Genomic DNA, 20,942 nt, shown 5'->3' with positions numbered 1-20,942 from the left:
AGTCGAACGGACTGCCTTCCCCAAGAAACTGCGTAAAGGTGTTGTGGCCGCGGATGGGAATTTTTGTTTGCGGATAAAAGGTGTCAGACTACGATTTCACTACCTTACCTTGTAGCCGGGAACCATTTTTTTGGAGTAGCGCGGCAAGGACACTAGGTGTCGATTTTTTCCGGTATCTGGCTTCTGTCGGACTGGATAGTCAAAGCCCCAAGAAATAACCGGCAGATGTTTACGATTGAAGCTGCGCACATAACTCCAATATTCAGCAGAAGAGCCATCGGCGAGTCCTGAATTCCATCTTGGAACCTGCTTTTCCTGTCTATCGCGGGCAAACCCTTCAATAGCGAGCAGACAATATCGTGAGCACGTCATTCAGCGAGTCCACCGATTCAGTTGAATTCGTCGCCGTCGCGTGCCTGTCCAAGTGGTACCCATGCATGCCAAATTTCCGAGGCCCGAGCATATCTGCTTCAATGGTGTCGCCGATCATGAGTATCTCTTCGGGCTGGCACGCAATACCATCGCAGAGGTATTGGTAGATCTCAGGCTGTGGCTTCACGGCGCCGGCTTCGTATGACCAGGCGCAAAAGTCCGGTTGGATGGGTAGCAAGTCCAATACCGGAGGTCCGTATGGCGCAGCGAGGTTGGAGCAAAGCGCTATTTTGATTTCTTGGTCTTTCAAGGCGGCCAGAGTCGGGGCTGCATCAGCGAATAGCGTGATGGATTGGATTTCCTCATGTAGTTCGGCTTCCAGAGAGCGCAAGTTCTCTTCGCTGACCATACCGCCGAACAAGCGAGCTGTCTGTCTCAGGTCCATCGCATTGCTCATCGCCCGGATGCCGTCGTCGCTCTGGCGCCGGCGGCCCGCCTCATGCAGCAGGCGGACCAGCTTGCGGAACGGGCGGGTGGGCCGTTCTATGCGGACCAATGTTCCAAAAACGTCGAATGCTACGGCCTTGATTGCCATCGAACCTCCAGCTTGTCAGAGTAGGCTTGCACCGCGCGGTCGGGGGACGGAACCAACCTTGTTGCGAGGAAATTCTATCGGCCGCAATTTGGTCCAAGTCCCGATATTGTCCGCTAGCTTGGGGTGTATACGTTGCACGCATTCGAGAGCGCCCGTTGCGCGCGGAGCGTCGAAATGAATATGTGCGAAGCGCCGCGTGCGGCAATCTGCCATGAAAAAAGCCGTTGACGGTAAACGTCAACGGCTTTTTGAATTCTGGTGCCCGGGGCCGGAATCGAACCGGCACGCCTTGCGGCGGGGGATTTTGAGTCCCCTGCGTCTACCAATTTCACCACCCGGGCTAGGAGGTCGCGGACACGTCCAGATGACGGTCGCGGGAGAAGCGAAGACGGCGATTATATGCGGTCTGGGAAAAATTGTCAGGCGGCCCTGGATCCAGCCATCTGACAGGGGCCAGTCCCTCCGCACACAGGGGCAGGTAGGGACTGGCTTTCCGAGGAATCCGCTGCCTTACTTTTTTTCAGGCAGGAACCAGTTCATCACCAGCGCGCAGATGCCGCCAGTAGCCACGCCCGACTCCAGCACGCTCTTTACGGCATGGGGCAGGTGCGACAGGATTTCCGGCACTTGCGACACGCCCAGGCCCAGCGCCAGGGACACGGCGATGATCAGCAGGGCGCGGCGGTCCAGGTGGATGCCGGCCAGGATGTTGATGCCGGACGCGGCGACCGCGCCGAACATGACCATGGCGGCGCCGCCCAGGACGGGCTCGGGCACGGCCTGCAGGATGCCGGCCACGGCCGGGAACAGGCCCAGCAGGATCAGCATGCCGGCGATCCACACGCCGACGTGGCGGCTGGCGATGCCGGTCAGCTGGATCACGCCGTTGTTCTGCGCGAAGACCGAACTGGGGAAGGTGTTGAAGACGCCGGCCAGGAGCGAATTCGCGCCGTTGACCAGGACGCCGCCCTTGATGCGTTGCATCCACAGCGGGCCTTCGACGGGCTGCTTGGAGACCTTGCTGGTGGCGGTGACGTCGCCGATGGCTTCCAGGGACGTGACCAGGTAGATGATCAGCATGGGCACGAACAGCGCCCACGAGAAGCCCAGGCCGAAGTGCAGCGGCGTGGGGATCTGGAACAGGGCGGCTTCGCGGGCGCCGGTGAAGTCCAGGCGGCCCATGTAGGCGGCGGCGATGTAGCCCACGGCCAGCGCCAGTACCAGGGCGGTGCTGCGCACCCACACGACTGGCACGCGGTTCAGCAGGATGATGGTGCCCAGGACCAGGCCCGACAGGGTCAGGTTCTCGGCGCTGGCGAAGGTGCCGTTGCCCATGGCGCTATAGCCGCCGCCCATGCTGATGAGGCCGACCTTGATCAGGGTCAGGCCGATGAGCAGCACGACGATGCCGGTGACCAGCGGCGTGATCAGGCGCTTGACGAAGGGCAGGATGCGGCTGATGCCCATTTCGACGAAGGAGCCCGCGATGACGACGCCGAAAATCGCGGCCATGACGGCTTCGACCGGGGTGCCTTGCTTGACCATGACCGAGCCGCCCGCGATCAGCGGGCCGACGAAGTTGAAGCTGGTGCCCTGCACGATCAGCAGGCCGGCGCCCAGGGGGCCGAAACGCTTGCACTGGACGTAGGTGGCAATGCCGGAGATGACCAGCGACATGGACACGATCAGGGTGGTGTCGCGGGAGCTCACGCCCAGGGCCTGGCAGATCAGCAGGCCGGGGGTGACGATGGGAACCAGGATGGCCAGCAGGTGCTGCAGGGCGGCGACGAAGGCCACGGGAGGCGCGGGGCGGTCGTCGGGGCCGTAGACCAGGTCAGGGCTGGGGTCGGCGTCGGATGAGCCGTGGGGGGCGGGTTGGGTCAGGGAGGCGGGTTGCATGGCGGATGGGCCGGCCAGGGATGGGTAGGGGGGAAAGTGCGGGATTTTAGCGGGGAAGGCCTCGCGCCGTCCGGGGACGGACCGGGAGGGGGCGCAGATGCGCCGCAGACCCGGGCCGGGATTGCGGCCGCTGGTTAGAATCCCTGGTCGCCAATCAACGGCAGGTCAGCCCCGCCACTCCATGCAAAAACGCGCCAAATGGGCCGTGATCTCGCTGGTCCTGATCATCGCCGCGCTGCCGATGTTCCTGTTGTTCTGGTTGATGGACGGCGACGACTTCGCGGCCGTCGACCGTGGACAGTCCTACGGCAACAGCATCTATAAGAACTATCAGGGCGGCGTTTACGCCGCCGTCCCCAGCAACGGCTACTACCGCATGGACGACGCCGATCCAGCCAGTTTCACGGCCTTCGATACCGGGGCTTTCGACGGCAGGCAGGCGGCCAGGGACCAGCGCCACGTGTATTGCGGCAACCAGGTCTTGCCGGACATGAAGCCCGCGTCCGCGCGCTACCTGGGCAACAGCTATTTCAGCGATGGCGCGGTCACGGTTTTCTGTTCGATGCACAGCGTGCGCAACGAAAAGCTGGGCATGCTGGACGAGTTCTGGCAGAAGATCCAGTACCAGGCGGACGCCGGCCCCAAGCCGCAGACCTACCTGTATCCGTTCGTCGTCCTGCCGGCCAGCGTCCGGCCCTACCGGCCGCTGCTGGACCGCGAGCTGGCCACTGACGATGTGCGCGTGTACTACCGGGGCCGCGAAATGCCGCAGGCGGCGCCGGCTTCGTTGCGCCGCCTGCCCGCGGGCAGGGATGGCGATGTCCGTTCCAGCGACGATTTTTTCGCCGACGGCCGCCGCGTCTATTTCCACGAGCAGTTGCTGCCGCTGTCGGATGATCCCGCGCTGTATACCTTCATGGTGGGCGACCTGTACCGCCAGCCCTATCTACAAGATCCGCGCGACGGCATGGTGTACGTGGGCGCGCAGCCCTTCGACGCGGCGCATGCGCCGTACCGCCTGCTGAACGAGCACGGCCGGCATGTGTACCAGGCGCTGTTCCGCAGCAAGAACGGCATCTTTTTCTACAACACGCAGACGCGGCAGGTGGAACGGGCGGGGGACGACCCCTTCGCTTCGGGATCCTTCACCGAGCTGTCGCCATACGTGTACACGGACGGCAAACAGACGTTGTTCCTGCAGGCGCAGGAAGTTTGGGCTCGCAACTCGCGGGGCGGGGGCGGCGGGCTGGTGTCCCGTTCCACGCTGGTCAATCAGCTGACGGATGCGCCGGCTGGGGAATGGATCAAGCGCGGCGTGGTTTATCACAACTTCGGCACGGTCTGGCAGAAGGGCGAGAAACTCTATTACCTCGACGAGCTTGGACCCTCGCAGCTGATTTTCCATTCGATCTATCAGATCATGGACCGCGACGCGGCGGATTTCCTGCTGCGCTCGCAAGAAACTCGGCAGATCACGACTGCCGACATCCGCAAGCTGGTCCGGGCCGGCAAGCTGGCGGTGCCGCAGTATGAAACCGTGCTGGAAGCCAGGACACGTTATCGGAAGGTGTTCTCCATTTTCTGAGGCGCCGCCGCCACTCCCCAAAATGGGAGGTTGGGGCCGGCCGGGGTTTTCCTGCCCGCCCTTGAAAATGCGCCATTGGCCCCCACATCAGTAGGGTTTCCCGGCGGCCGCGCGGGCCAGAAGTCCCGGCAGCCAATAACCGTCCCTAATTTTTTACCTAGCCACGTAGAACTATGAGCCAAACCGCCACGCCTTCCACGTCCGAAACCCTGGGGTTCCAGGCAGAGGTGAAGCAGCTGCTGCACCTGATGATCCATTCGCTGTACAGCAACAAGGAAATCTTCCTGCGCGAGCTGGTGTCGAACGCATCGGACGCCTGCGACAAGCTGCGCTTCGAGGCCATCGACCGGCCCGAGCTGCTGGAAGGCAATGGCGAACTGGCCATCACGGTCAGCTACGACAAGGCTGCCCGCACCATCACCATCTCCGACAACGGCATCGGCCTGTCGCGCGAAGAAGCGGTGGCCAACCTGGGTACGATCGCGCGCTCCGGCACGCGGGAATTCTTCTCGCAGCTGACCGGCGACAAGCAGAAGGACGCGCAGCTGATCGGCCAGTTCGGCGTGGGCTTCTATTCCTCGTTCATCGTGGCCGACAAGGTCACGGTGGTCAGCCGCCGCGCCGGCGCCACGGACGCGATCCAGTGGGAATCCGACGGCCAGGGCGAATTCACCATCGCCGCTGCCGAGAAGGCCACGCGCGGCACGGACGTCACGCTGCACCTGCGCGCCGACGAAGACGAATTGCTCAACGGCTGGAAGCTGCGCGAGATCCTGCGCCGCTACTCGGACCACATCTCCCTGCCCATCCGCATGGCCAAGGAAGAGTGGGACCAGGAAAAGGGCGAGCAGATCAAGACCGAAGAACTGGAAACGGTGAACCAGGCCAATGCGCTGTGGGCCCGCAGCAAGTCGGACGTGACTGAAGACCAGTACCGCGAGTTCTACAAGACGGTGTCGCACGACTACGACGACCCGCTGGCCTGGACCCACAACCGCGTCGAAGGCCGCAGCGAATACACGCAGCTGCTGTACGTGCCCAAGCACGCGCCCATGGACCTGTGGGACCGCGACGGCCGCCGCGGCGTGAAGCTGTACGTCAAGCGCGTCTTCATCATGGACGACGCCGATCAGCTGCTGCCTTCGTACCTGCGCTTTGTGCGCGGCGTGATCGATTCGGCCGACCTGCCGCTGAACGTGTCGCGTGAGATCCTGCAGGAAAGCCGCGACGTGCGCGCCATCCGCGAGGGTTCGGCCAAGCGCATCCTGTCGCTGCTGGAAGACATGGCGGAGAACAAGCCGGAAGACTACGCCACGTTCTGGTCCGAGTTCGGCCAGGTGCTGAAGGAAGGCGCGGGCGAAGACCACGCCAACCTGGAACGCATCGCCAAGCTGATGCGCTTTGCCTCGACCCACACGGGCGACCAGGCCCAGACCGTGTCGTTCGCCGACTACGTGTCGCGCATGAAGGAAGGCCAGGACAAGATCTACTACGTCACGGCGGATACCTTCGCCGCGGCCAGCAACAGCCCGCATCTGGAAATCTTCCGCAAGAAGGGCATCGAAGTCCTGCTGCTGTCGGATCGCGTGGACGAATGGATGTTGTCCTACCTGCGTGAATTCGACGGCAAGTCGCTGGTGTCGGTGGCCAAGGGCGGCCTGGACCTGGCCAAGCTGGCCGACGAGGAAGAAAAGAAGCACCAGGCCGAAGTGGCCGAGGACTTCAAGCCGCTGGTCGAGCGCCTGCAGAAGACGCTGGAAGACCAGGTCAAGGAAGTGCGCGTGACGCTGCGCCTGGTGGACTCGCCGGCTTGCGTGGTGGTGGGCCAGAACGAACTCAGCCCGCATCTGCTGCGCATGCTCAAGGCCGCCGGCCAGGAAGCGCCCAACGTCAAGCCGGTGCTGGAAATCAACCCCGAGCACCCGCTGCTGGCCCGCATCCGCGCCGCCGAAGACGGCGAGTTCGACCAGTGGGCGCGTTTGCTGCTGGATCAGGCGCTGCTGGCCGAAGGCGCGCAGATCGCCGACCCGGCCGCGTTCGTGAAGCGCTTGAATGCGTTGCTGCTGAAGTAAGCAGCGCATCCGTTTGAAGAAGGAAAGGCGCCTCTGGCGCCTTTTTTTCGTCTGGGAGACGCTTCACAAGCAGTGGCTTAAAAATTACCGCTCGGTAATTTCGTACAAAAAAAAGCTTGGGTTGAAAAAATTATTCCCGTTCGGTAATTTTGGGGATAGGCATGGCCTCGAACGATGTTCCTGCCGCGCTCGCAGGCGGGGCCGGCGTAACGATTCGCACATCGACCGAATTGGGCGAATTGGTGAAGGCCGTCCGGCGCTCGCAGGGCTTGCTGCAAGCGGATCTGGCTGGCCTGTCCGGCACCGGCAACCGCTATGTGGTGGATCTGGAGCGCGGGAAGCCCACGCTGCAATTGCAGAAGGTGCTGGACATGTTGGATCTGCTGGGCCTGGAAGTGCAGGTAGCGCCCAAGCGCCCGAGTCTGCCATGACCGTCGCCGATGTGCTGGACATCTATCACGCGGACCGCAAGGTCGGCCGCTTGTTCGACGAGCGGCCGTTGCGCTTCGTAGCCGTCCGCGGCCCCATCGGCTAGACCGTCTGCGCGGCCCCCTCGCCGCGTATCACTACAGCATCCAGCGCCACCACCCCCTTACCCTCAGGTAAAGCCAGTAAGGGATTGATCTCCACCGAACTGAAGTCCGCGCGCCGCGCGTGGGCGAAGCGGGATAGCGCCGCCAGCGCGTCGGCCAGCGCGTCGACGTCGCAAGGAGGCGCGCCACGCGCGCCTTGCAGCAGCGCGTAGCCCTTGATTTCGCGGATCATCGCCAGGGCTTCCTCGCGACCGAAGGGGGCCAGGCGGAAGCTCACATCCTTGAGCACTTCGACGAAGACGCCGCCCAATCCGAACATGACGACCGGGCCGAACACCGGGTCGCAATGCACGCCGGCGATGCATTCCACGCCCTTGGGCGCCATGGGCGCGACGAGCACGCCGTCGATGCGGGCGTCGGGCCGGTGCTGGCGCACGGCGGCCATGATGTCGGCATAGGCCTGCCGCCCGGCGGCTTCACCGCGGATGTTGAGCTTCACGCCGCCTACGTCGCTCTTGTGCGTGATGTCGGGCGATACCACCTTGAGCACGACGGGAGCGGCGTCGCCGTTCGTAGCAGCCAGCTCGGCGACGGCGCGCACTGCCGCGTCCACGTCGGCGGCCAGCGTGCAGGGCGAGGCCGGCAAGCCGGCCTGGCGCAGCAGCGCCATGGCCTGGACTTCGTTGTAGGCGTCCAGCAATGGCGGTGTGTGCGCCGCGGGCATCGTGGGAGCATCGTCAGCAACGTCGCTACCCGTATGAGCAGCCAGCCCGGCCACCGCGCCTATCGTGCGGATGGCGGCGCTGGGATCAGTGAACACCAGGCAGCCCAGCTGTTCCAGCTCGCGGCGGCGCGCGGGCGGAAACAGTGCGCTGATGGCCAGCGGCACGTCCGGATGGCGGGCCTGCATCTGCCTTGCGAAAGCCTCGAAGGTAGGCCACAAGGCTTCGGAGGATCCAGCAGCGGCCAGGAAGACGGCCAGCGCGTCGTAGCGTCCATCGGCCAGCATATCGTCGGCGGTGGCCAGCAGCAGTCCGGGTTCGGACACGGCCTGGCCGGTGACGTCGACGGGATTGCGGCCGCTGGCGAAGGGCACGCGCTCCAGCAGGCGGGCTTGAGCTTCGGCGGCGGGTTCGGGCAGCGCCAGGCCGGTGTCCTCGGCTTCGTCGGCCATCAGCGCGCCCACGCCGCCGGAGATGGTGAAGATCCCCAGCCGGCGGCCCTGCGGCGGCCGTTTCCAGGTGTCCAGCGCATAGCCCAGGTTGAAGAATTCCTCGATGGTGCGCGCGCGCAGGGCGCCATACTGGCGGAACAGCGCGTCGTACACGGCGTCGTCGCCGGCCAGCGCTGCCGTATGCGAGGCGGCGGCTTGCGCGCCAGCCTGGGTGCGGCCGATCTTGGTGACGACCACGGGTTTGCCCGCCGCGCGCGCCGCGGCCAGGGCGCGGCGCAGCTTGGCGCCGTCGCGGCAGCCTTCCATGTAGGCCATGATGACGCGGGTATCGGCGTCGCAAGCCAGCCATTCGATGCAATCGGCCACGTCGATGTCGGCCTCGTTGCCGGTGCTGATCCAGTGCGACAGGCCCAGGCCGCGCTCGCGCGCCATGCTGTAGGCATAAGCGCCGAATGCGCCGCTCTGCGACACCATGCCGATGCCGCCTGCGGCGACGATGCCGTTGGCGGGGGCGGGCGAGAACGTCGCGTAGACATTGCGCCGCACGTTCATGAAGCCCAGGCAATTCGGTCCCAGCAGGCGGATGCCCCGCTCGCGCGCGATGGCGCAGAGCCGTTCCTGTTGCGCGGTCCCTTGCGCGCCGGTCTCGGAAAAACCCGAGGTGAACACCACGGCGGCGCCTACCTGGCCGGGCCGGGCGCGTTCCAGCGCCTGCGCGGCATGGGCGGCAGGCACGGCCAGGATGGCCAGGTCCACGTCCGCGTCCAGCGCGTCCAGGCCGGGCAGGGCCGGTAGGCCGGCGATGGCGTCCGCGCGCGGGTTGACGGGAATGATGCGGCCGCCGTAACCGTGCTGGAGCAGCAACCTGACCGGCATTGCGCCGATCTTGCCGGGCGTCGTCGAGGCGCCGACGATGGCGATGCCTTGCGGATTGAAGAGGCGGGACAGGGAGGAGTCAGTCATGATGTGGCGATGAAGAGTCAGGAGTAGCGCACGACGCTGCGGCCCGTGCTGCCGCGTTCGAGCATGGCGGCCAGGGCTAGCGGCAGCTCGCGGGGTTCGATGACGCGCGCGATCAGGTCCAGATGCGCGGGGCGATACTCGGCGGCGAGCTTGTTCCATACCTGGCGCCGCAGCGGCATGGGGCTGTTGGCGTTGATGCCCAGCAGCTTGACGCCGCGCAGGATGAAAGGGATGACGGTGGTGGGCAGTTCCGCGCCGCCGGCGTTGCCGAAGGCGGCGGCCACGCCGTCCGGCTTCAGGCTGGCCAACGCGTGGGCCAGTAGCGGGCCGCCCACGGAGTCGACCACGCCCGCCCAGCGCGCGCTCATGAGCGGCTTGATGCCGGCCGACAGGTCGGGCGGAGCGATCACCTCCTGCGCGCCCAACGAGCGCAGATAGTCCGCCGCAGCCGGCTTGCCGGACATGGCGCAGACGCGATAACCGCGCTGGCTCAGGATGTCGATGGCGACGCCGGCAACGCCGCCGGTGGCGCCGGTGACCAGCACCTCGCCTTGTTCCGGCGTCAGTCCGCAATGTTCCATCCAGTGCAGCGAAAGCGCGGCCGTGTAGCCCGCCGCGCCCAGCACGGCGGCGTCGCGCAACCCGATGCCTGGGGGCAGCGGCAGCACCCAGTCATGGCGCACCCGCGCATACTCGGCGTAGCCGCCGTCGCAGTCCACGCCGATGCCGAAGCCGTGCACCACGACCTCCTGGCCGGGCGCGAGCGCCGGGTCGGCGGAATGCACCACGGTGCCCGAGAGATCGATGCCGCCGATACGCGGATACTCGCGGATGATGCCGCCGCGTCCGGCCTGGGCCAGCGCGTCCTTGTAGTTCAGGCCCGCATAGGCCACCTTGATGAGCGTGTCGCCCGCGGACAGCTGGTCCGCGGACAAGGTTTCGTAGCGGCCTTGCGGGGGCTGGCCCGCTGCGCCCGCATGTAGGCGGTAGGCCTGGAATTCGAGGTTTTCCATGTTCGTCTCCTTGAGGGCTCAGGCCAGCAGCCGGCGCGCCAGCGTGGCGCGGTGCAGTTCGTTGGCGCCGTCGTAGATGCGGAAGGGGCGCATCTCCTGCCAGACCATGGACACGGGCGTGTCGTCCGACAGGCCCGATGCGCCCATCATCTGCACGGCGCGGTCGGCCACGCGGTTCACCGCCTCGGACACGAAGACCTTGGCCATGGCGCTGTGCTGCTTCACCGACAGGCCCTCGTCCATGCGGGTTGCGCAATCCAGCGTCATGAGGCGGCTGGCGTGCAGGTCGATGTGGGAGTCCGCGACCATTGCCTGGATCTGCTGCAGATCGGCCAGGCGTGAGCCGAAGGATTCGCGCTGCATCACATAGGCCTGCGCCGTCTCCAGCGCGCGACGGGCGCGGCCGATGTAGCGCATGCAATGGGACAGCCGGGCAGGCTCCAGCCGCAGCTGCGCATACTCCAGGCCGCGGCCGGGTTCGCCCAGTACGGCTTCATCGCCGACCTCGCAGTCCCGCAGCAGGATCTCGGCGTGGCCGCCGATCTGGTAGCCCGTCACCATGCCGATGTCGCGCACCACCTGGTAGCCCGGCGTGTCCGCCGGCACCAGGAACAGCGTGGCGCCGGTATCGGTGCGCGCCAGCACCAGCGCGAAATCCGCGCCCACGCCGCCGCTGATGAATTGCTTGTGGCCGTTCAGCACCCAACGCGCGCCGCGCCGTTCGGCGCGGGTGCGCAGCATGGACGGATCGGAACCGGCGCCGGGCGCGGGCTCGGTCATGGCGAAGCAGGCTCGCTGTTCGCCGCGCACCAGCGGCGCGAGGAAGCGTTCCTGCTGGGCGGAGTTGCCCAGGCGCAGCAGCGTCAGCATGTTGGGCTGGTCGGGCGCGGCGCAGTTCAGCGCCGCGGGTCCAAGGAAGCCGCGCCCCGCTTCTTCCAGCACCTGGGCCAGGGCGCGCCAGCCCAGTCCCAGCCCGCCCCATTCCCGCGGCAGCTGCGGCGCATACAGGCCGGCCTCGCGAGCCTGTATGCGCAGTTGGGCGACGCAGCGATCCAGCGCGGCCACGTCGCGGGCAATGGCGGGGGACTCGGCGGGTATCGCCACCTCGTCGACGAAGCGGCGCACGCGCGCGCATACGTCTTGCAGGGCGTCGCCGCCGTTGCGTTCTTGCTTGGACTGCATGGTTTATTCCTCGATCTTGACGCCGGCCTGCTTGACCACGGCGCGCCATCTGTCGGTTTCGTCGGCGATGTGCCGGCCGAACGCTTCGGCCGTGCCGCCGGTGGCTTGCATGCCCAGCCCGTTGAAGTAGCTGCGCACTTCCGGATCGGCCAGCACGGCGTTGATCTGCCGGTTCAGCAGGGCGATCACGTCCTTGGGCGTACCGGCGGGCGCCATCACGCCCCACCAGGACGAGGCCGACAACGGCACGCCCAGTTCAGCCAGCGTGGGCACGTCGGGCAGCTCGGGATTGCGCGTTTGCGAGGCGATGGCGACCGCGCGCAGACGCCCGGCCTTGACCTGCGCATACACCGGCGGCAGGTTGTCGAAGCTCATCTGGACCTGGCCGCCGACCAGCGCGGTGGCGGCTTCGCTGCTGCCCTTGTAGGGGATGTGCCGTAGCGCGATGCCGGTCTGGTGGGCGAACTGCTCGCCCGCCAGATGGGGGATGCTGCCCGTTCCCGCGGTGGCGAATGTCAGGCCCTGCTGCTGCGCGGCGGCGCGCTTCAAGTCTTCCAGGCTGCGTATGGGGCTGGCGGCGGGCAGCAGCAGGTAGACCGGTACGTCCGTCGCCCAGACCACGGGCGTCAGGTTCTTCTTCACGTCGTAGGGCAGCTTGGCGTACAGCACGCTGTTGGTCGCCAGATTGGCGGTGCCCATCAGCAGGGTGTAGCCGTCGGGCGCGGCGCTGGCGACCAAGGCGGTGCCGATCTGCGTCGCGCCGCCGGGCTTGTTTTCCACCACCACGGGCTGGCCCAGCAAGGGGGCCAGCTTGCGGGCGATCATGCGCGCCGCGGTGTCGGTGCCGCCGCCGGCCGCGTAGGGCACGATCAGGCGTATCGGCTTGTCGGGATAGGCGGCGGCCTGTGCCGCCCCGGCCGCGCCCAGCAGGGCGACGGCGCACAGCGCGCGCAGCGTTCGGATCAGGATTTGCATGGCGGTCTCCCGGCGGGCCTACTGGATGCGGGTGCCGGTGGACTGCACCAGCTTGCCCCACCAGGCGGTTTCGTCCGCGATCTGCTTGGCGAACTCGGCCGGCGTGCTGGCCAGCGGTTCCGCGCCCAGCTCCTGGAAGCGGGTGCGCAGCTGCGGGTCCTGCAGCGCCTTGACCACCGCTGCGTGCAGCCGTTCGATCACCGCCGGATCGGTGCCGGCAGGCGCCATCAACCCCTTCCAGGCCATCACCACAAAGCCCTTCTGCCCAGCTTCATCGAAGGTGGGGATGTCGGGCGCCGCGGTGGCGCGCTGGTCGCTGGGCACCGCCAGCGCGCGCAGGCCGCCGGCTTTTACCTGCGGCAGCAGCGCCGGCATGTTGTCGATCATGAAATCGATGTGGCCGGCCACCAGGTCGGTGACGGCGGGGCCGGTGCCTTTGTAGGGCACGTGCTCGGCCTGGATGCCGGTCTGCTGCTTGAGCAGTTCGCCAGCCAGCTGCGCCGGCGAACCGTTGCCGGGAGAGCCAAAGGACAGCTTGCCGGGGTTGTTGCGCGCGTACTGCAGGAATTCCTGCAGCGTCTTCACCGGCATGGATTTGGTCACCACCATCAGATTGTGTTCGCGCTCCAGGCATGTGATGGGCGCCAGGTCCTTGGCCGGATTGAACGGCATGTTGGCGTACAGGCTGGGATTGATGACGGTGGGTCCGGCCGCCGCCAACAGCAGCGTGTAGCCGTCGGGCGCGGCGCGGGCCACGAAGTCGCCGCCGATGTTGCCGCCGGCGCCGGGTTTGTTCTCGACGATGACGGGTTGGCCCAGGATGGGATGCAGCGCTTCGGCCAGCAGGCGGCCCAGGATGTCGGTCGAGCCGCCGGGGGCGAACGGCACGATCAGCCTCACGGGCTTGTCGGGATAGGCGGCCGCGGCTTGCGGCGGCAGCGCCGCGCAGGCGAAGGCGGCGGCCATGGCGCCGATCCACTTCGGCAGGTGCTTGTGCAGCATGATGGAAGTCTCCTTTGGTTGGCGGGCCGCCGGCTTCTTGCGGCTGCGGTCCCTGTATTGCCCTAGCGGCCGGGCGTGTAGCCCGCCTGGCTCAGCGTATGGCGGGCGATGTTCAATTGATGGATCTGGCTGGTGCCCTCGTACAGGCGGAACAGGCGCACGTCGCGGTAGAAGCGTTCTATGCCGTGATCGGCGATGTAGCCGTAGCCGCCATGCATCTGCACGCAACGGTCCGCCACGCGGCCGCACATCTCGGACGCGAAATACTTGCAGATCGAGGCGTTCAGCGTCACGTCGGCGCCGGCATCGCGCTCGCGGGCGGTTTGCAGCACCAGGGCGCGGGCGGCCTGGATCTCGGTCTGGCAGTCGGCCAGCATGGCCTGGATCAGCTGAAAGTCCATCAACGGCTTGCCGAACTGCTGGCGCTCGGCCACGAAGCGCAGCGTGTCGTCCAGCATGCGGATCGCCGGGCCGATGCACAGCGCGGCCAGATGGATGCGTTGTTTGTTCAGGACCTTCATCGCGGTCTTGAAGCCCACGCCTTCCTGGCCGCCGATGATGCAGTCGGCCGGCACGCGGCAGTCCTCGAAATGCACGGCGGACACGGGCGATCCGGCCTGGCCCATCTTGTCGTAGGGCTGGCCGGTGGACAGGCCCGGCGTGCCGCGCTCCACGATGAAGGCGGTGATGCCCTTGGCGCCAGGCGCATCGGGATCGGTGCGCGCCATGACGGTGAACAGGCCCGCCAGCGGCGCATTGGTGATGAAGCACTTCTCGCCGTTCAGCACGTAGTGGTCGCCGTCGCGCACGGCCGTGGTGCGCAGGGCCGTGGCGTCGGAACCCGCTTGCGGCTCGGTCAGGGCGAAGCAGCCGGTCAGTTCCCCGGAGGCCAGCCGCGGCAGGTAGCGGGCCTTCTGCGCGTCGGTGCCGTCGGCCACCAGCGCCTCGGAGCCGATGCCGGTATTGGTTCCGACCCGGGCGCGAAACGCCACCGAGCATTGCGACAGTTCCATGGCGGCCAGGATCAGCTCCTCGGTCGTCATGCCCGCGCCGCCGTATTCCTCGGGAATGGAGTACCCGAACAGCCCCTGCGCGGCCATGCTGGCGACCAGGTCCTGCGGCACCTCGTCCAGGCGGGCGACCTCGGCTTCGCGCGGCGCCAGTTGCTCTCGCACGTAGCGGCGCAGCGATGCTAGGAATTGCGGGAATCCGTCGGGGTCCCTGATCATGGCTAGTCTCCGTTTCATCATGGGCGCTGATGCGTGCCGCGCCGTGTTGAATCCAGGCTAGCAAAAGGCCAAGGGATTTGAGACAAGTGTTTCGATATCTTGAATGCATGGCGAGCCGTCGCTGCTCTATGATCGGCAGGGATAGACCGCGCATTCCGCGCCCAGGACCTCCACCATGACCACCCGCCCCGGCGAGCGCCATGCCGACCCCGCCTTCGCCACCACGCTGGCGCACGGCTTGTCGGTGCTGCAGGCGTTCCGGCATGGCGAACCCGCGCTCAGCAACCGCGAGCTGGCGGACCGCACCGGTCTGTCCAAGGCCACGATTTCACGCCTGACCACCACACTGATGCAGCGCGGCTTGCTGCGTTACGACGGGGGCTTGCGGCGGTACCGGCTTGGCACGGCGGTGCTGTCGCTGAGCTATCCGCTTCTGGCCAGCATCAAGGTTCGCCAGTTGGCGCGCCCGCTGATGAAGCGCCTGGCGGACGCGGCGGGCGGCTCGGCCTCGCTGGGCATGCATCACGGCCTGAACATGGTGTACGTGGAAACCTGCCGCGGACACGACGCCGTGTCGTTCCGGCCGGATATCGGCGCCTTGCTGCCGCTGCTGCCTTCGGCCATGGGACGGGCCTGGCTGGCGCAGGCGCCGGCGGACGAGGCGGAGCCCTTGCTGGCGGCGTTGCGGCGCCAGGATCCCGCCATCTGGCGGCGCCACGCGCCGGACTGGGATCAGGCTCAGCGCGACTACGCCGAACACGGCTATTGCGTGGGGCAGGGCGATTGGCATTCCGACGTGCATGCGGTGGCGGTACCCATGCGCACCCCCGTCGACGGCCAGGCGCTGGTGTTCAACTGCGGCGTACCCGTGACGCGGTTGCGGCCGGGCGACTTGCGCGGCCGCATCGCGCCGCGCCTGCTGACGCTGGTGGCGCGCGTGGAAAAAATGCTGGAGCGCCAGCATGACGCATGACCAGGATCGCGAATTCACCACCACGCTGGCGCGCGGCATCGACATCCTGGCGTGCTTTCGCGCCGACCGGCCGGTGCTGGCCAACAAGGACTTCGCGCAGCAGACCGGGTTGTCCCGCAGTGCCGTGGCGCGCCTGACTCACACGCTGGTGGAGCTGGGTTTTCTGCAGAGCGTAGGCGAGCCCGCGCGCTACCGGCTGGGTGCCTCGGTCCTGGCGCTGAGCTATCCTTTGCTGGCCAGCATGCAGATCCGACAGTTGGCGCGGCCGCTGATGAAGCAGCTGGCCGACCACGCGCGCGGCGCCGTGTCGCTGGTGGTGCGCGACCGCCTGCAGATGGTGTACGTGGAAACCGCCCGCTCCAACGAGGCCTTGCAGACGCGGCCCGACATAGGCGCGTCGCTGCCGCTGCTGTCCAGCGCCGCCGGCAAGGCGTGGCTGGCGCGGGCGTCGGATGAGGAGAGGGCGGTCGTCCTGAACCAGCTGCGCGTGGCGGATCCCCGGCACTACGAGGTCCACTTTCCTAGCCTGGCGGCTGCGCGCCGCGATCTGGAGCGCAAAGGCTATTGCGGCAACAATCTGGAGTGGCGGCCGGACGCCTATGGCTTTGCCGCGCCGCTGGGCAGGCCCTATCAGTCGTTGCTGTACGTCTTCAATTGCGGCGTGCCGGCGCAGGACGGGCCTTACCGCGAGCGCGCAGCCGACATCGGCCCGCGGCTGGTCGCCCTGGCGCGCGAGACGGAAAGGCTGCTCGGGCTGGCCTGAGACGACTCGGCCCGTTTCCTGGATTCATGACTCCAAGTCAAAAGTGTTTCGCTGTTTCCTGCCTTTTTCCGCAAGGATGACGGCGGCATACTGGCTGCCTGCCTTCCGATCGGGTTTTCCCGCGCTCCGGCCCTTTGCGCCGGCCCGGTCCCTGGTCGGCGCAATCGAACCCAAGGAAACCACATGAATCCCCAGGACTCCCAGCCGGTGAAGGCCGGCCTGCCATTGCTGGCGCTCGCCGTCGGTGCCTTCGGCATCGGCGTGACCGAGTTTTCTCCCATGGGCCTGTTGCCCGTCATCGCCGAAGGGGTGGACGTGTCCATTCCCAGCGCCGGCATGCTGATCAGCGCCTACGCCATCGGCGTGATGGTGGGCGCGCCGCTGATGACGCTGGCCCTGTCGCGCTGGTCGCGCCGCAACGCCTTGCTGGTGCTGATGGCGATCTTCACGGTGGGCAACGTGCTGTCCGCGCTGTCGCCCAACTACACGACGCTGCTGCTCGCGCGCCTGGTCACCAGTCTGAACCATGGCGCGTTCTTCGGCCTGGGTTCGCTGGTGGCGGCCAGCGTGGTGCCGCGCCACAAGCAGGCCAGCGCCGTGGCCACCATGTTCCTGGGGCTGACCATCGCCAACGTCGGCGGGGTGCCAGCAGCCACCTGGCTGGGCCAGGTCATCGGCTGGCGCATGTCGTTTGCCGCGACCTCGGTGCTGGGCCTGATCGCGATGTTGTCGCTATGGTTCGCGTTGCCGGCGGGTGAGGCAGGTCGCCGTCCCGACATCCGCCGTGAACTCGCCGTGCTGAAGAGCCCGGTGGTGCTGGTGGCCTTGCTGACCACGGTGCTGGGTGCGGGCGCGATGTTCACGCTCTACACCTACGTGGCGCCGACCCTGGCGGAGTTGACGGGCGCTTCGCCCAACTTCGTCACGGCAATGCTAGTGCTGATCGGCGTCGGCTTCACCCTCGGCAACACGATGGGCGGGCGCTTTGCCGACCGTTCGCTGGACGGCAGCCTGATCGCCTTCCTGGTGCTGATCATCGCCGACCTGCTGGCGTTCCCGTGGCTGGCCACGACGCAGACCGGCGCAGCCATTGCGCTGCTGATCTTCGGTTTCGGCACGTTCGCCGTGGTGCCGCCGCTGCAGATGCGGGTAATGCGCGCCGCCACCGATGCGCCGGGCCTGGCCTCGTCGGTGAACGTGGGCGCCTTCAACCTGGGCAATGCGGTAGGCGCGGCGGCGGGCGGGGGCGTGATCTCGGCGGGCATGGGCTATGCCGCGGTGCCTGTAGCCGGCGCGGTTATCGCCGCGGCCGGCCTGGGCCTGGTGCTGTGGCAGCGCGCAAGCAACGAGCGCCAGCGCAAGGTGGCGATGCAGGGCTGCTGAGCGCGCGACGCGCAGCAAGCAAAAAGGGCGCCTGTGGCATGCAGGCGCCCTTTTTCATGCCGGAGGACCGCAGCGTTTCAAGCCTCGATCCGCTCCACCTTCCCCACCAGCAGGATGTACGACAGCGCGCCCAGCAAGGCCAGCGACGACACGTACACAATGGCAGGCGCGAAGCTGTCCTTCGTCACCAGGAAGCCGATCACGATGGGCGTGCAGATCGACGACAGGTTGCCGACGAAGTTGAACACGCCGCCGGTCAGGCCCAAGAGGCGCACCGGCGCCAGCGTGGACACCAGCGACCAGGTGATCGATGCCAGGCCGTTGCCGAAGAAGGCCAGGGCCAGGAAGAAGATCACCCAGGGCGTGGAATCGGTGAAGTTGGCACCGATCATGGACGTGGAGATCAGGAGGCCCAGGATGATGGGCAGCTTGCGCGCCAGGCCGACGGTGGCGCCGCGGCGGATCAGGAAGTCGGACAGCACGCCCGAGCACAGCACGCCGACGAAGGCCGCCAGGAACGGCACCGAGGCCAGGAAGCCGGACTTGATGAAGTCCATGCCGCGGTACTTGACCAGGTAGGTGGGGAACCAGGTCAGGAAGAACCACAGCGTCGACGTCAGGCAGAACTGGCCCAGGTACACGCCCCACAGCTTGCGCTTGCTCATGACCAGGCCCAGGTCGTTCCAGTTGAACGGCGCCTTCTTTTCCTTGACGCTGCGGTCCAGGTCGACCACGCCGCCGCCTTGCTGGATCAGCTCGATTTCCGCCGCGTTCGCGCCCTTGAACTGGCGCGGCTCGCGATAGATCATGAACCACAGCACGCCCCACACAATGCCCAGGAGGCCGGTGCTGACGAACACCATGTGCCAGCCATAGTGGTGCTGCAGCCAGGCCAGCACCGGCGTCAGGAACGCCAGGCCGACGAACTGGCCCGAGGTATAGAAGCCGATGGCGGTGGCGCGTTCGCGTTCCGGGAACCAGGTGGTGACGACGCGGTTGTTGATTGGATAAGCGGGCGCTTCCAGCGCGCCCACGGCCAGGCGCAGCACGAACAGGATGACGAAGCTGCCGGCAAAGCCCATGAAGAACGTGGCTGCCGACCACAGGATCAGCGCGGCTGCGTACAGCAGGCGCGGCGATACGCGGTCGACCAGCCAGCCGCCGGGGATCTGCATGGCGGCGTAGGTCCAGCCGAAGGCCGACAGGATCAGGCCCTCATGCACGGTGTCCAGGCCGAACTCGTCCTTGAGCGCGGGTGCTGCGATCGACAGGTTGCTGCGGTCCAGGTAGTTGATGACGACGGTGATGAACAGCATCACCATGATGAGATACCGGCTGCGCGTGGGGCGCTGGGCGCTCTGCAGGCCGGCGTGGGTGGCTGTGGACAAGGGATGTCTCCTCTTTCTCTTTATCGGCTGATTTTTATCGGCTTACCATTCGGCGAAGCTGCCGTCGGCGTGGCGCCAGACAGGGTTGCGCCAGCGGTGGCCCACGGCGGCGCGCTCCTTCACGTATTCCTCGTTGACCTCGATGCCCAGGCCGGGGCCTTGCGGAATCGCGACCATGCCGTCCTCGTAGGCGAAGACTTCGCGGTTGCTGACATAGTCCAGCAGGTCGTTGGCGGCGTTGTAGTGGATGCCCAGGCTTTGCTCCTGGATGAAGGCGTTGTAGCAACCGGCGTCGATCTGCAGGCAGGTGGCCAGCGCGATCGGGCCCAGCGGGCAGTGCAGGGCCAGCGCCACGTCATAGGCTTCGGCCATGGCCGCGATCTTGCGGGTTTCGGTGATGCCGCCGGCGTGCGAGGGATCGGGCTGGATGATGTCCACATAGCCCTCGGACAGCACGCGCTTGAAGTCCCAGCGCGAGAACAGGCGTTCGCCCAGCGCGATCGGGGTGGAGGTCAGCGGGGCCAGTTCCTTCAGCGCTTCGTAGTGTTCGCTCAGCACCGGCTCTTCTATGAACATGAGCTTGAACGGGTCCAGCTCCTTCATCAGCACCTTGGCCATGGGCTTGTGCACGCGGCCATGAAAGTCCACGCCTATGCCGACGTTGGGGCCGACCGCGTCGCGCACGGCGGCCACGTTCTCCAGGCACTTCTCGACCTTGTCGAAGGAATCGATGTACTGCAGCTCCTCGGTGCCGTTCATCTTCACGGCGGTGAAGCCGCGCTCCACGGCGCTCTTGGCGGCCGCCGCGGTGTCGGCCGGGCGATCGCCGCCGATCCACGAGTACACGCGGATGCGGTCGCGCACGTTGCCGCCCAGCAGCTGCGACACGGGCACGCCCAGATCCTTGCCCTTGATGTCCCACAGGGCCTGATCGATTCCGGCCAGCGCGCTCATGTGGATGACGCCGCCGCGGTAGAAGCCGCCGCGGTACAGCACGGTCCAGTGGTCTTCGATGTTGCGGGGATCCTTGCCGATCAGGTAGTCGGACAGTTCCTCGACGGCGGCGGCGACCGAATGGGCGCGGCCTTCGACCACGGGCTCGCCCCAGCCGACGATGCCGGCGTCCGTTTCAATCTTCAGGAAGCACCACCGCGGCGGCACGATGTAGGTGGTGAGCTTGGTGATCTTCATGCTTGGGTCTCCTGGGCGGGATAGGCGCGTTGCCAGGCCGCGATGAATGCGCGCGCGTTCTGGCCGACTTGGGCGGCCGACAGGCCGGGTTTGTACAAGGCGGAGCCCAGGCCGAAGCCGCTGGCGCCCGCCTGGGCGTAGATGGCGATGTTGTCGGGCGTGATGCCGCCCACGGGCGCCAGCGCAATCGGCGGACGCAGCACGGCGCGCCAGGCCTTCAGCACGGCGGGGCCGAGCTGCTCGGCCGGGAACATCTTCAGCACGTCGGCGCCTGCGGCCAGCGCGGCATAGGCTTCGGTGGGCGTGGCCACGCCGGGGCAGGAGGCCATGCCCAGCGCCTTGGCTGCGCGGATCACGGCGGCGTCGCTGTGCGGCATGACGATGAGTTCGCCGCCGGCCTGCTGGACGCGGGCGCAGTCCTCGGGGTCCAGCACGGTGCCCGCGCCGATCAGGCAGTCGGTGGGCAGCGCCGCGCGCATCGCGCGGATGCTGTCCAGCGGGTCGGGCGAATTCAGCGGCACTTCGATCAGGCGAAAGCCGGCGGCGTAGAGCTCCAGCCCTATGGCTTCGGCCTCGGCGGGCTTGATGCCGCGCAGGATGGCGATCAGGCCGCAGTGGGCCATGGCGGTTTGCAGACCGGGATGGTTCAT

The 20,942-nt window shown here is 66.8% G+C and carries 17 protein-coding genes and 1 tRNA gene; 6 read left to right on the top strand and 12 right to left on the bottom strand.

The features are described from left to right. Positions 1-337: 337 nt before the first annotated feature. From N5C88_RS18580 to N5C88_RS18570, 3 genes are all read right to left on the bottom strand, one after another. Positions 338-967 carry an HAD family hydrolase gene (locus N5C88_RS18580; RefSeq protein WP_251878885.1) on the bottom strand — a complete coding sequence of 210 codons (630 nt, stop codon included), beginning with the start codon at positions 965-967 and terminating at the stop codon, positions 338-340. A 256-nt stretch (positions 968-1,223) separates the two neighbouring features. Next, positions 1,224-1,308: transfer RNA gene (locus N5C88_RS18575), tRNA-Leu, on the bottom strand. Between the two features lie 169 nt (positions 1,309-1,477). Further along, on the bottom strand, positions 1,478-2,866 hold the full coding sequence (locus N5C88_RS18570; RefSeq protein WP_059373933.1) for a uracil-xanthine permease family protein: 1,389 nt from the start codon (positions 2,864-2,866) through the stop codon (positions 1,478-1,480). A 181-nt stretch (positions 2,867-3,047) separates the two neighbouring features. Here N5C88_RS18570 and N5C88_RS18565 point away from each other — a divergent pair, with 181 nt between their 5' ends. The 3 genes from N5C88_RS18565 to N5C88_RS18555 all read left to right on the top strand — a co-directional run bounded on the left by N5C88_RS18565 (position 3,048) and on the right by N5C88_RS18555 (position 6,954). Then, a complete protein-coding gene (locus N5C88_RS18565) occupies positions 3,048-4,451 on the top strand; it encodes a DKNYY domain-containing protein (RefSeq protein WP_280015953.1) in 1,404 nt (467 codons plus the stop codon). A gap of 173 nt (positions 4,452-4,624) precedes the next feature. Then, a complete protein-coding gene (htpG, locus tag N5C88_RS18560; protein ID WP_280015952.1) occupies positions 4,625-6,523 on the top strand; it encodes a molecular chaperone HtpG in 1,899 nt (632 codons plus the stop codon). A gap of 161 nt (positions 6,524-6,684) precedes the next feature. Continuing rightward, the gene (locus N5C88_RS18555) at positions 6,685-6,954 is read left to right on the top strand and encodes a helix-turn-helix domain-containing protein (protein WP_059373930.1); all 270 of its coding nucleotides are present in this window, start codon (positions 6,685-6,687) and stop codon (positions 6,952-6,954) included. 100 nt (positions 6,955-7,054) lie between these two features. Here N5C88_RS18555 and N5C88_RS18550 read toward each other — a convergent pair whose 3' ends face one another. The 6 genes from N5C88_RS18550 to N5C88_RS18525 all read right to left on the bottom strand — a co-directional run bounded on the left by N5C88_RS18550 (position 7,055) and on the right by N5C88_RS18525 (position 14,594). After that, positions 7,055-9,193 carry an acetate--CoA ligase family protein gene (locus tag N5C88_RS18550; RefSeq protein WP_280015951.1) on the bottom strand — a complete coding sequence of 713 codons (2,139 nt, stop codon included), beginning with the start codon at positions 9,191-9,193 and terminating at the stop codon, positions 7,055-7,057. 17 nt (positions 9,194-9,210) lie between these two features. Further along, on the bottom strand, positions 9,211-10,206 hold the full coding sequence (locus N5C88_RS18545) for an acryloyl-CoA reductase (protein WP_280015950.1): 996 nt from the start codon (positions 10,204-10,206) through the stop codon (positions 9,211-9,213). Positions 10,207-10,224: 18 nt separating this feature from the next. Beyond that, the gene (locus N5C88_RS18540; RefSeq protein WP_280015949.1) at positions 10,225-11,388 is read right to left on the bottom strand and encodes an acyl-CoA dehydrogenase family protein; all 1,164 of its coding nucleotides are present in this window, start codon (positions 11,386-11,388) and stop codon (positions 10,225-10,227) included. Positions 11,389-11,391: 3 nt separating this feature from the next. Further along, positions 11,392-12,363, bottom strand: coding sequence for a tripartite tricarboxylate transporter substrate binding protein (locus N5C88_RS18535; RefSeq protein ID WP_251878898.1), 972 nt, complete (start codon positions 12,361-12,363; stop codon positions 11,392-11,394). Positions 12,364-12,381: 18 nt separating this feature from the next. Next, complete coding sequence (locus N5C88_RS18530; RefSeq protein WP_118931493.1) at positions 12,382-13,365, bottom strand: tripartite tricarboxylate transporter substrate binding protein; 984 nt, start codon at positions 13,363-13,365, stop codon at positions 12,382-12,384. Positions 13,366-13,427: 62 nt separating this feature from the next. After that, on the bottom strand, positions 13,428-14,594 hold the full coding sequence (locus tag N5C88_RS18525) for an acyl-CoA dehydrogenase family protein (RefSeq protein ID WP_280015948.1): 1,167 nt from the start codon (positions 14,592-14,594) through the stop codon (positions 13,428-13,430). A gap of 175 nt (positions 14,595-14,769) precedes the next feature. On the opposite strand from N5C88_RS18525, the gene N5C88_RS18520 reads away from it, so the two are divergent. The 3 genes from N5C88_RS18520 to N5C88_RS18510 all read left to right on the top strand — a co-directional run bounded on the left by N5C88_RS18520 (position 14,770) and on the right by N5C88_RS18510 (position 17,713). Then, entirely contained in the window at positions 14,770-15,567 is a 798-nt protein-coding gene (locus N5C88_RS18520; RefSeq protein WP_118931585.1) for an IclR family transcriptional regulator, read from the top strand. After that, on the top strand, positions 15,557-16,330 hold the full coding sequence (locus N5C88_RS18515) for an IclR family transcriptional regulator (RefSeq protein ID WP_059373923.1): 774 nt from the start codon (positions 15,557-15,559) through the stop codon (positions 16,328-16,330). Before N5C88_RS18520 ends, N5C88_RS18515 begins: the two co-directional genes overlap by 11 nt. 183 nt (positions 16,331-16,513) lie before the next feature. Beyond that, entirely contained in the window at positions 16,514-17,713 is a 1,200-nt protein-coding gene (locus N5C88_RS18510; RefSeq protein ID WP_118931495.1) for an MFS transporter, read from the top strand. 77 nt (positions 17,714-17,790) lie between these two features. Here the strand turns inward: N5C88_RS18510 and N5C88_RS18505 are convergent, their stop codons facing one another. The 3 genes from N5C88_RS18505 to N5C88_RS18495 are packed head-to-tail and all read right to left on the bottom strand — an operon-like array spanning position 17,791 to position 20,942. Continuing rightward, on the bottom strand, positions 17,791-19,101 hold the full coding sequence (locus tag N5C88_RS18505) for an MFS transporter (protein ID WP_118931497.1): 1,311 nt from the start codon (positions 19,099-19,101) through the stop codon (positions 17,791-17,793). A gap of 42 nt (positions 19,102-19,143) precedes the next feature. Beyond that, positions 19,144-20,292 (bottom strand): galactonate dehydratase, encoded by a 1,149-nt coding sequence (gene dgoD / locus N5C88_RS18500; protein WP_280015947.1) that lies wholly within the window; start codon positions 20,290-20,292, stop codon positions 19,144-19,146. Then, positions 20,289-20,942, bottom strand: a complete 654-nt coding sequence (locus N5C88_RS18495) for a 2-dehydro-3-deoxy-6-phosphogalactonate aldolase (protein ID WP_280015946.1) — start codon at positions 20,940-20,942, stop codon at positions 20,289-20,291. The genes dgoD and N5C88_RS18495 overlap by 4 nt, the downstream gene beginning before the upstream one ends.

The sequence above is a fragment of the Achromobacter sp. GD03932 genome (genome assembly GCF_029839485.1).
GTDB classification, from domain to species: domain Bacteria; phylum Pseudomonadota; class Gammaproteobacteria; order Burkholderiales; family Burkholderiaceae_B; genus Achromobacter; species Achromobacter bronchisepticus_A.
The sequence above is the reverse complement of the archived record's forward strand: the minus strand, read 5'-3'. Positions and strand labels throughout refer to the sequence as shown.

What these genes read in the sequence shown, in the direction of transcription:
- N5C88_RS18580 (WP_251878885.1), bottom strand. Translation starts at nt 967, where the DNA reads ATGGCAATCAAGGCCGTAGCATTCGACGTTTTTGGAACATTGGTCCGC.
- N5C88_RS18570 (WP_059373933.1), bottom strand. Translation starts at nt 2,866, where the DNA reads ATGCAACCCGCCTCCCTGACCCAACCCGCCCCCCACGGCTCATCCGAC.
- N5C88_RS18565 (WP_280015953.1), top strand. Translation starts at nt 3,048, where the DNA reads ATGCAAAAACGCGCCAAATGGGCCGTGATCTCGCTGGTCCTGATCATC.
- htpG (WP_280015952.1), top strand. Translation starts at nt 4,625, where the DNA reads ATGAGCCAAACCGCCACGCCTTCCACGTCCGAAACCCTGGGGTTCCAG.
- N5C88_RS18555 (WP_059373930.1), top strand. Translation starts at nt 6,685, where the DNA reads ATGGCCTCGAACGATGTTCCTGCCGCGCTCGCAGGCGGGGCCGGCGTA.
- N5C88_RS18550 (WP_280015951.1), bottom strand. Translation starts at nt 9,193, where the DNA reads ATGACTGACTCCTCCCTGTCCCGCCTCTTCAATCCGCAAGGCATCGCC.
- N5C88_RS18545 (WP_280015950.1), bottom strand. Translation starts at nt 10,206, where the DNA reads ATGGAAAACCTCGAATTCCAGGCCTACCGCCTACATGCGGGCGCAGCG.
- N5C88_RS18540 (WP_280015949.1), bottom strand. Translation starts at nt 11,388, where the DNA reads ATGCAGTCCAAGCAAGAACGCAACGGCGGCGACGCCCTGCAAGACGTA.
- N5C88_RS18535 (WP_251878898.1), bottom strand. Translation starts at nt 12,363, where the DNA reads ATGCAAATCCTGATCCGAACGCTGCGCGCGCTGTGCGCCGTCGCCCTG.
- N5C88_RS18530 (WP_118931493.1), bottom strand. Translation starts at nt 13,365, where the DNA reads ATGCTGCACAAGCACCTGCCGAAGTGGATCGGCGCCATGGCCGCCGCC.
- N5C88_RS18525 (WP_280015948.1), bottom strand. Translation starts at nt 14,594, where the DNA reads ATGATCAGGGACCCCGACGGATTCCCGCAATTCCTAGCATCGCTGCGC.
- N5C88_RS18520 (WP_118931585.1), top strand. Translation starts at nt 14,770, where the DNA reads ATGACCACCCGCCCCGGCGAGCGCCATGCCGACCCCGCCTTCGCCACC.
- N5C88_RS18515 (WP_059373923.1), top strand. Translation starts at nt 15,557, where the DNA reads ATGACGCATGACCAGGATCGCGAATTCACCACCACGCTGGCGCGCGGC.
- N5C88_RS18510 (WP_118931495.1), top strand. Translation starts at nt 16,514, where the DNA reads ATGAATCCCCAGGACTCCCAGCCGGTGAAGGCCGGCCTGCCATTGCTG.
- dgoD (WP_280015947.1), bottom strand. Translation starts at nt 20,292, where the DNA reads ATGAAGATCACCAAGCTCACCACCTACATCGTGCCGCCGCGGTGGTGC.
- N5C88_RS18495 (WP_280015946.1), bottom strand. Translation starts at nt 20,942, where the DNA reads ATGAACCATCCCGGTCTGCAAACCGCCATGGCCCACTGCGGCCTGATC.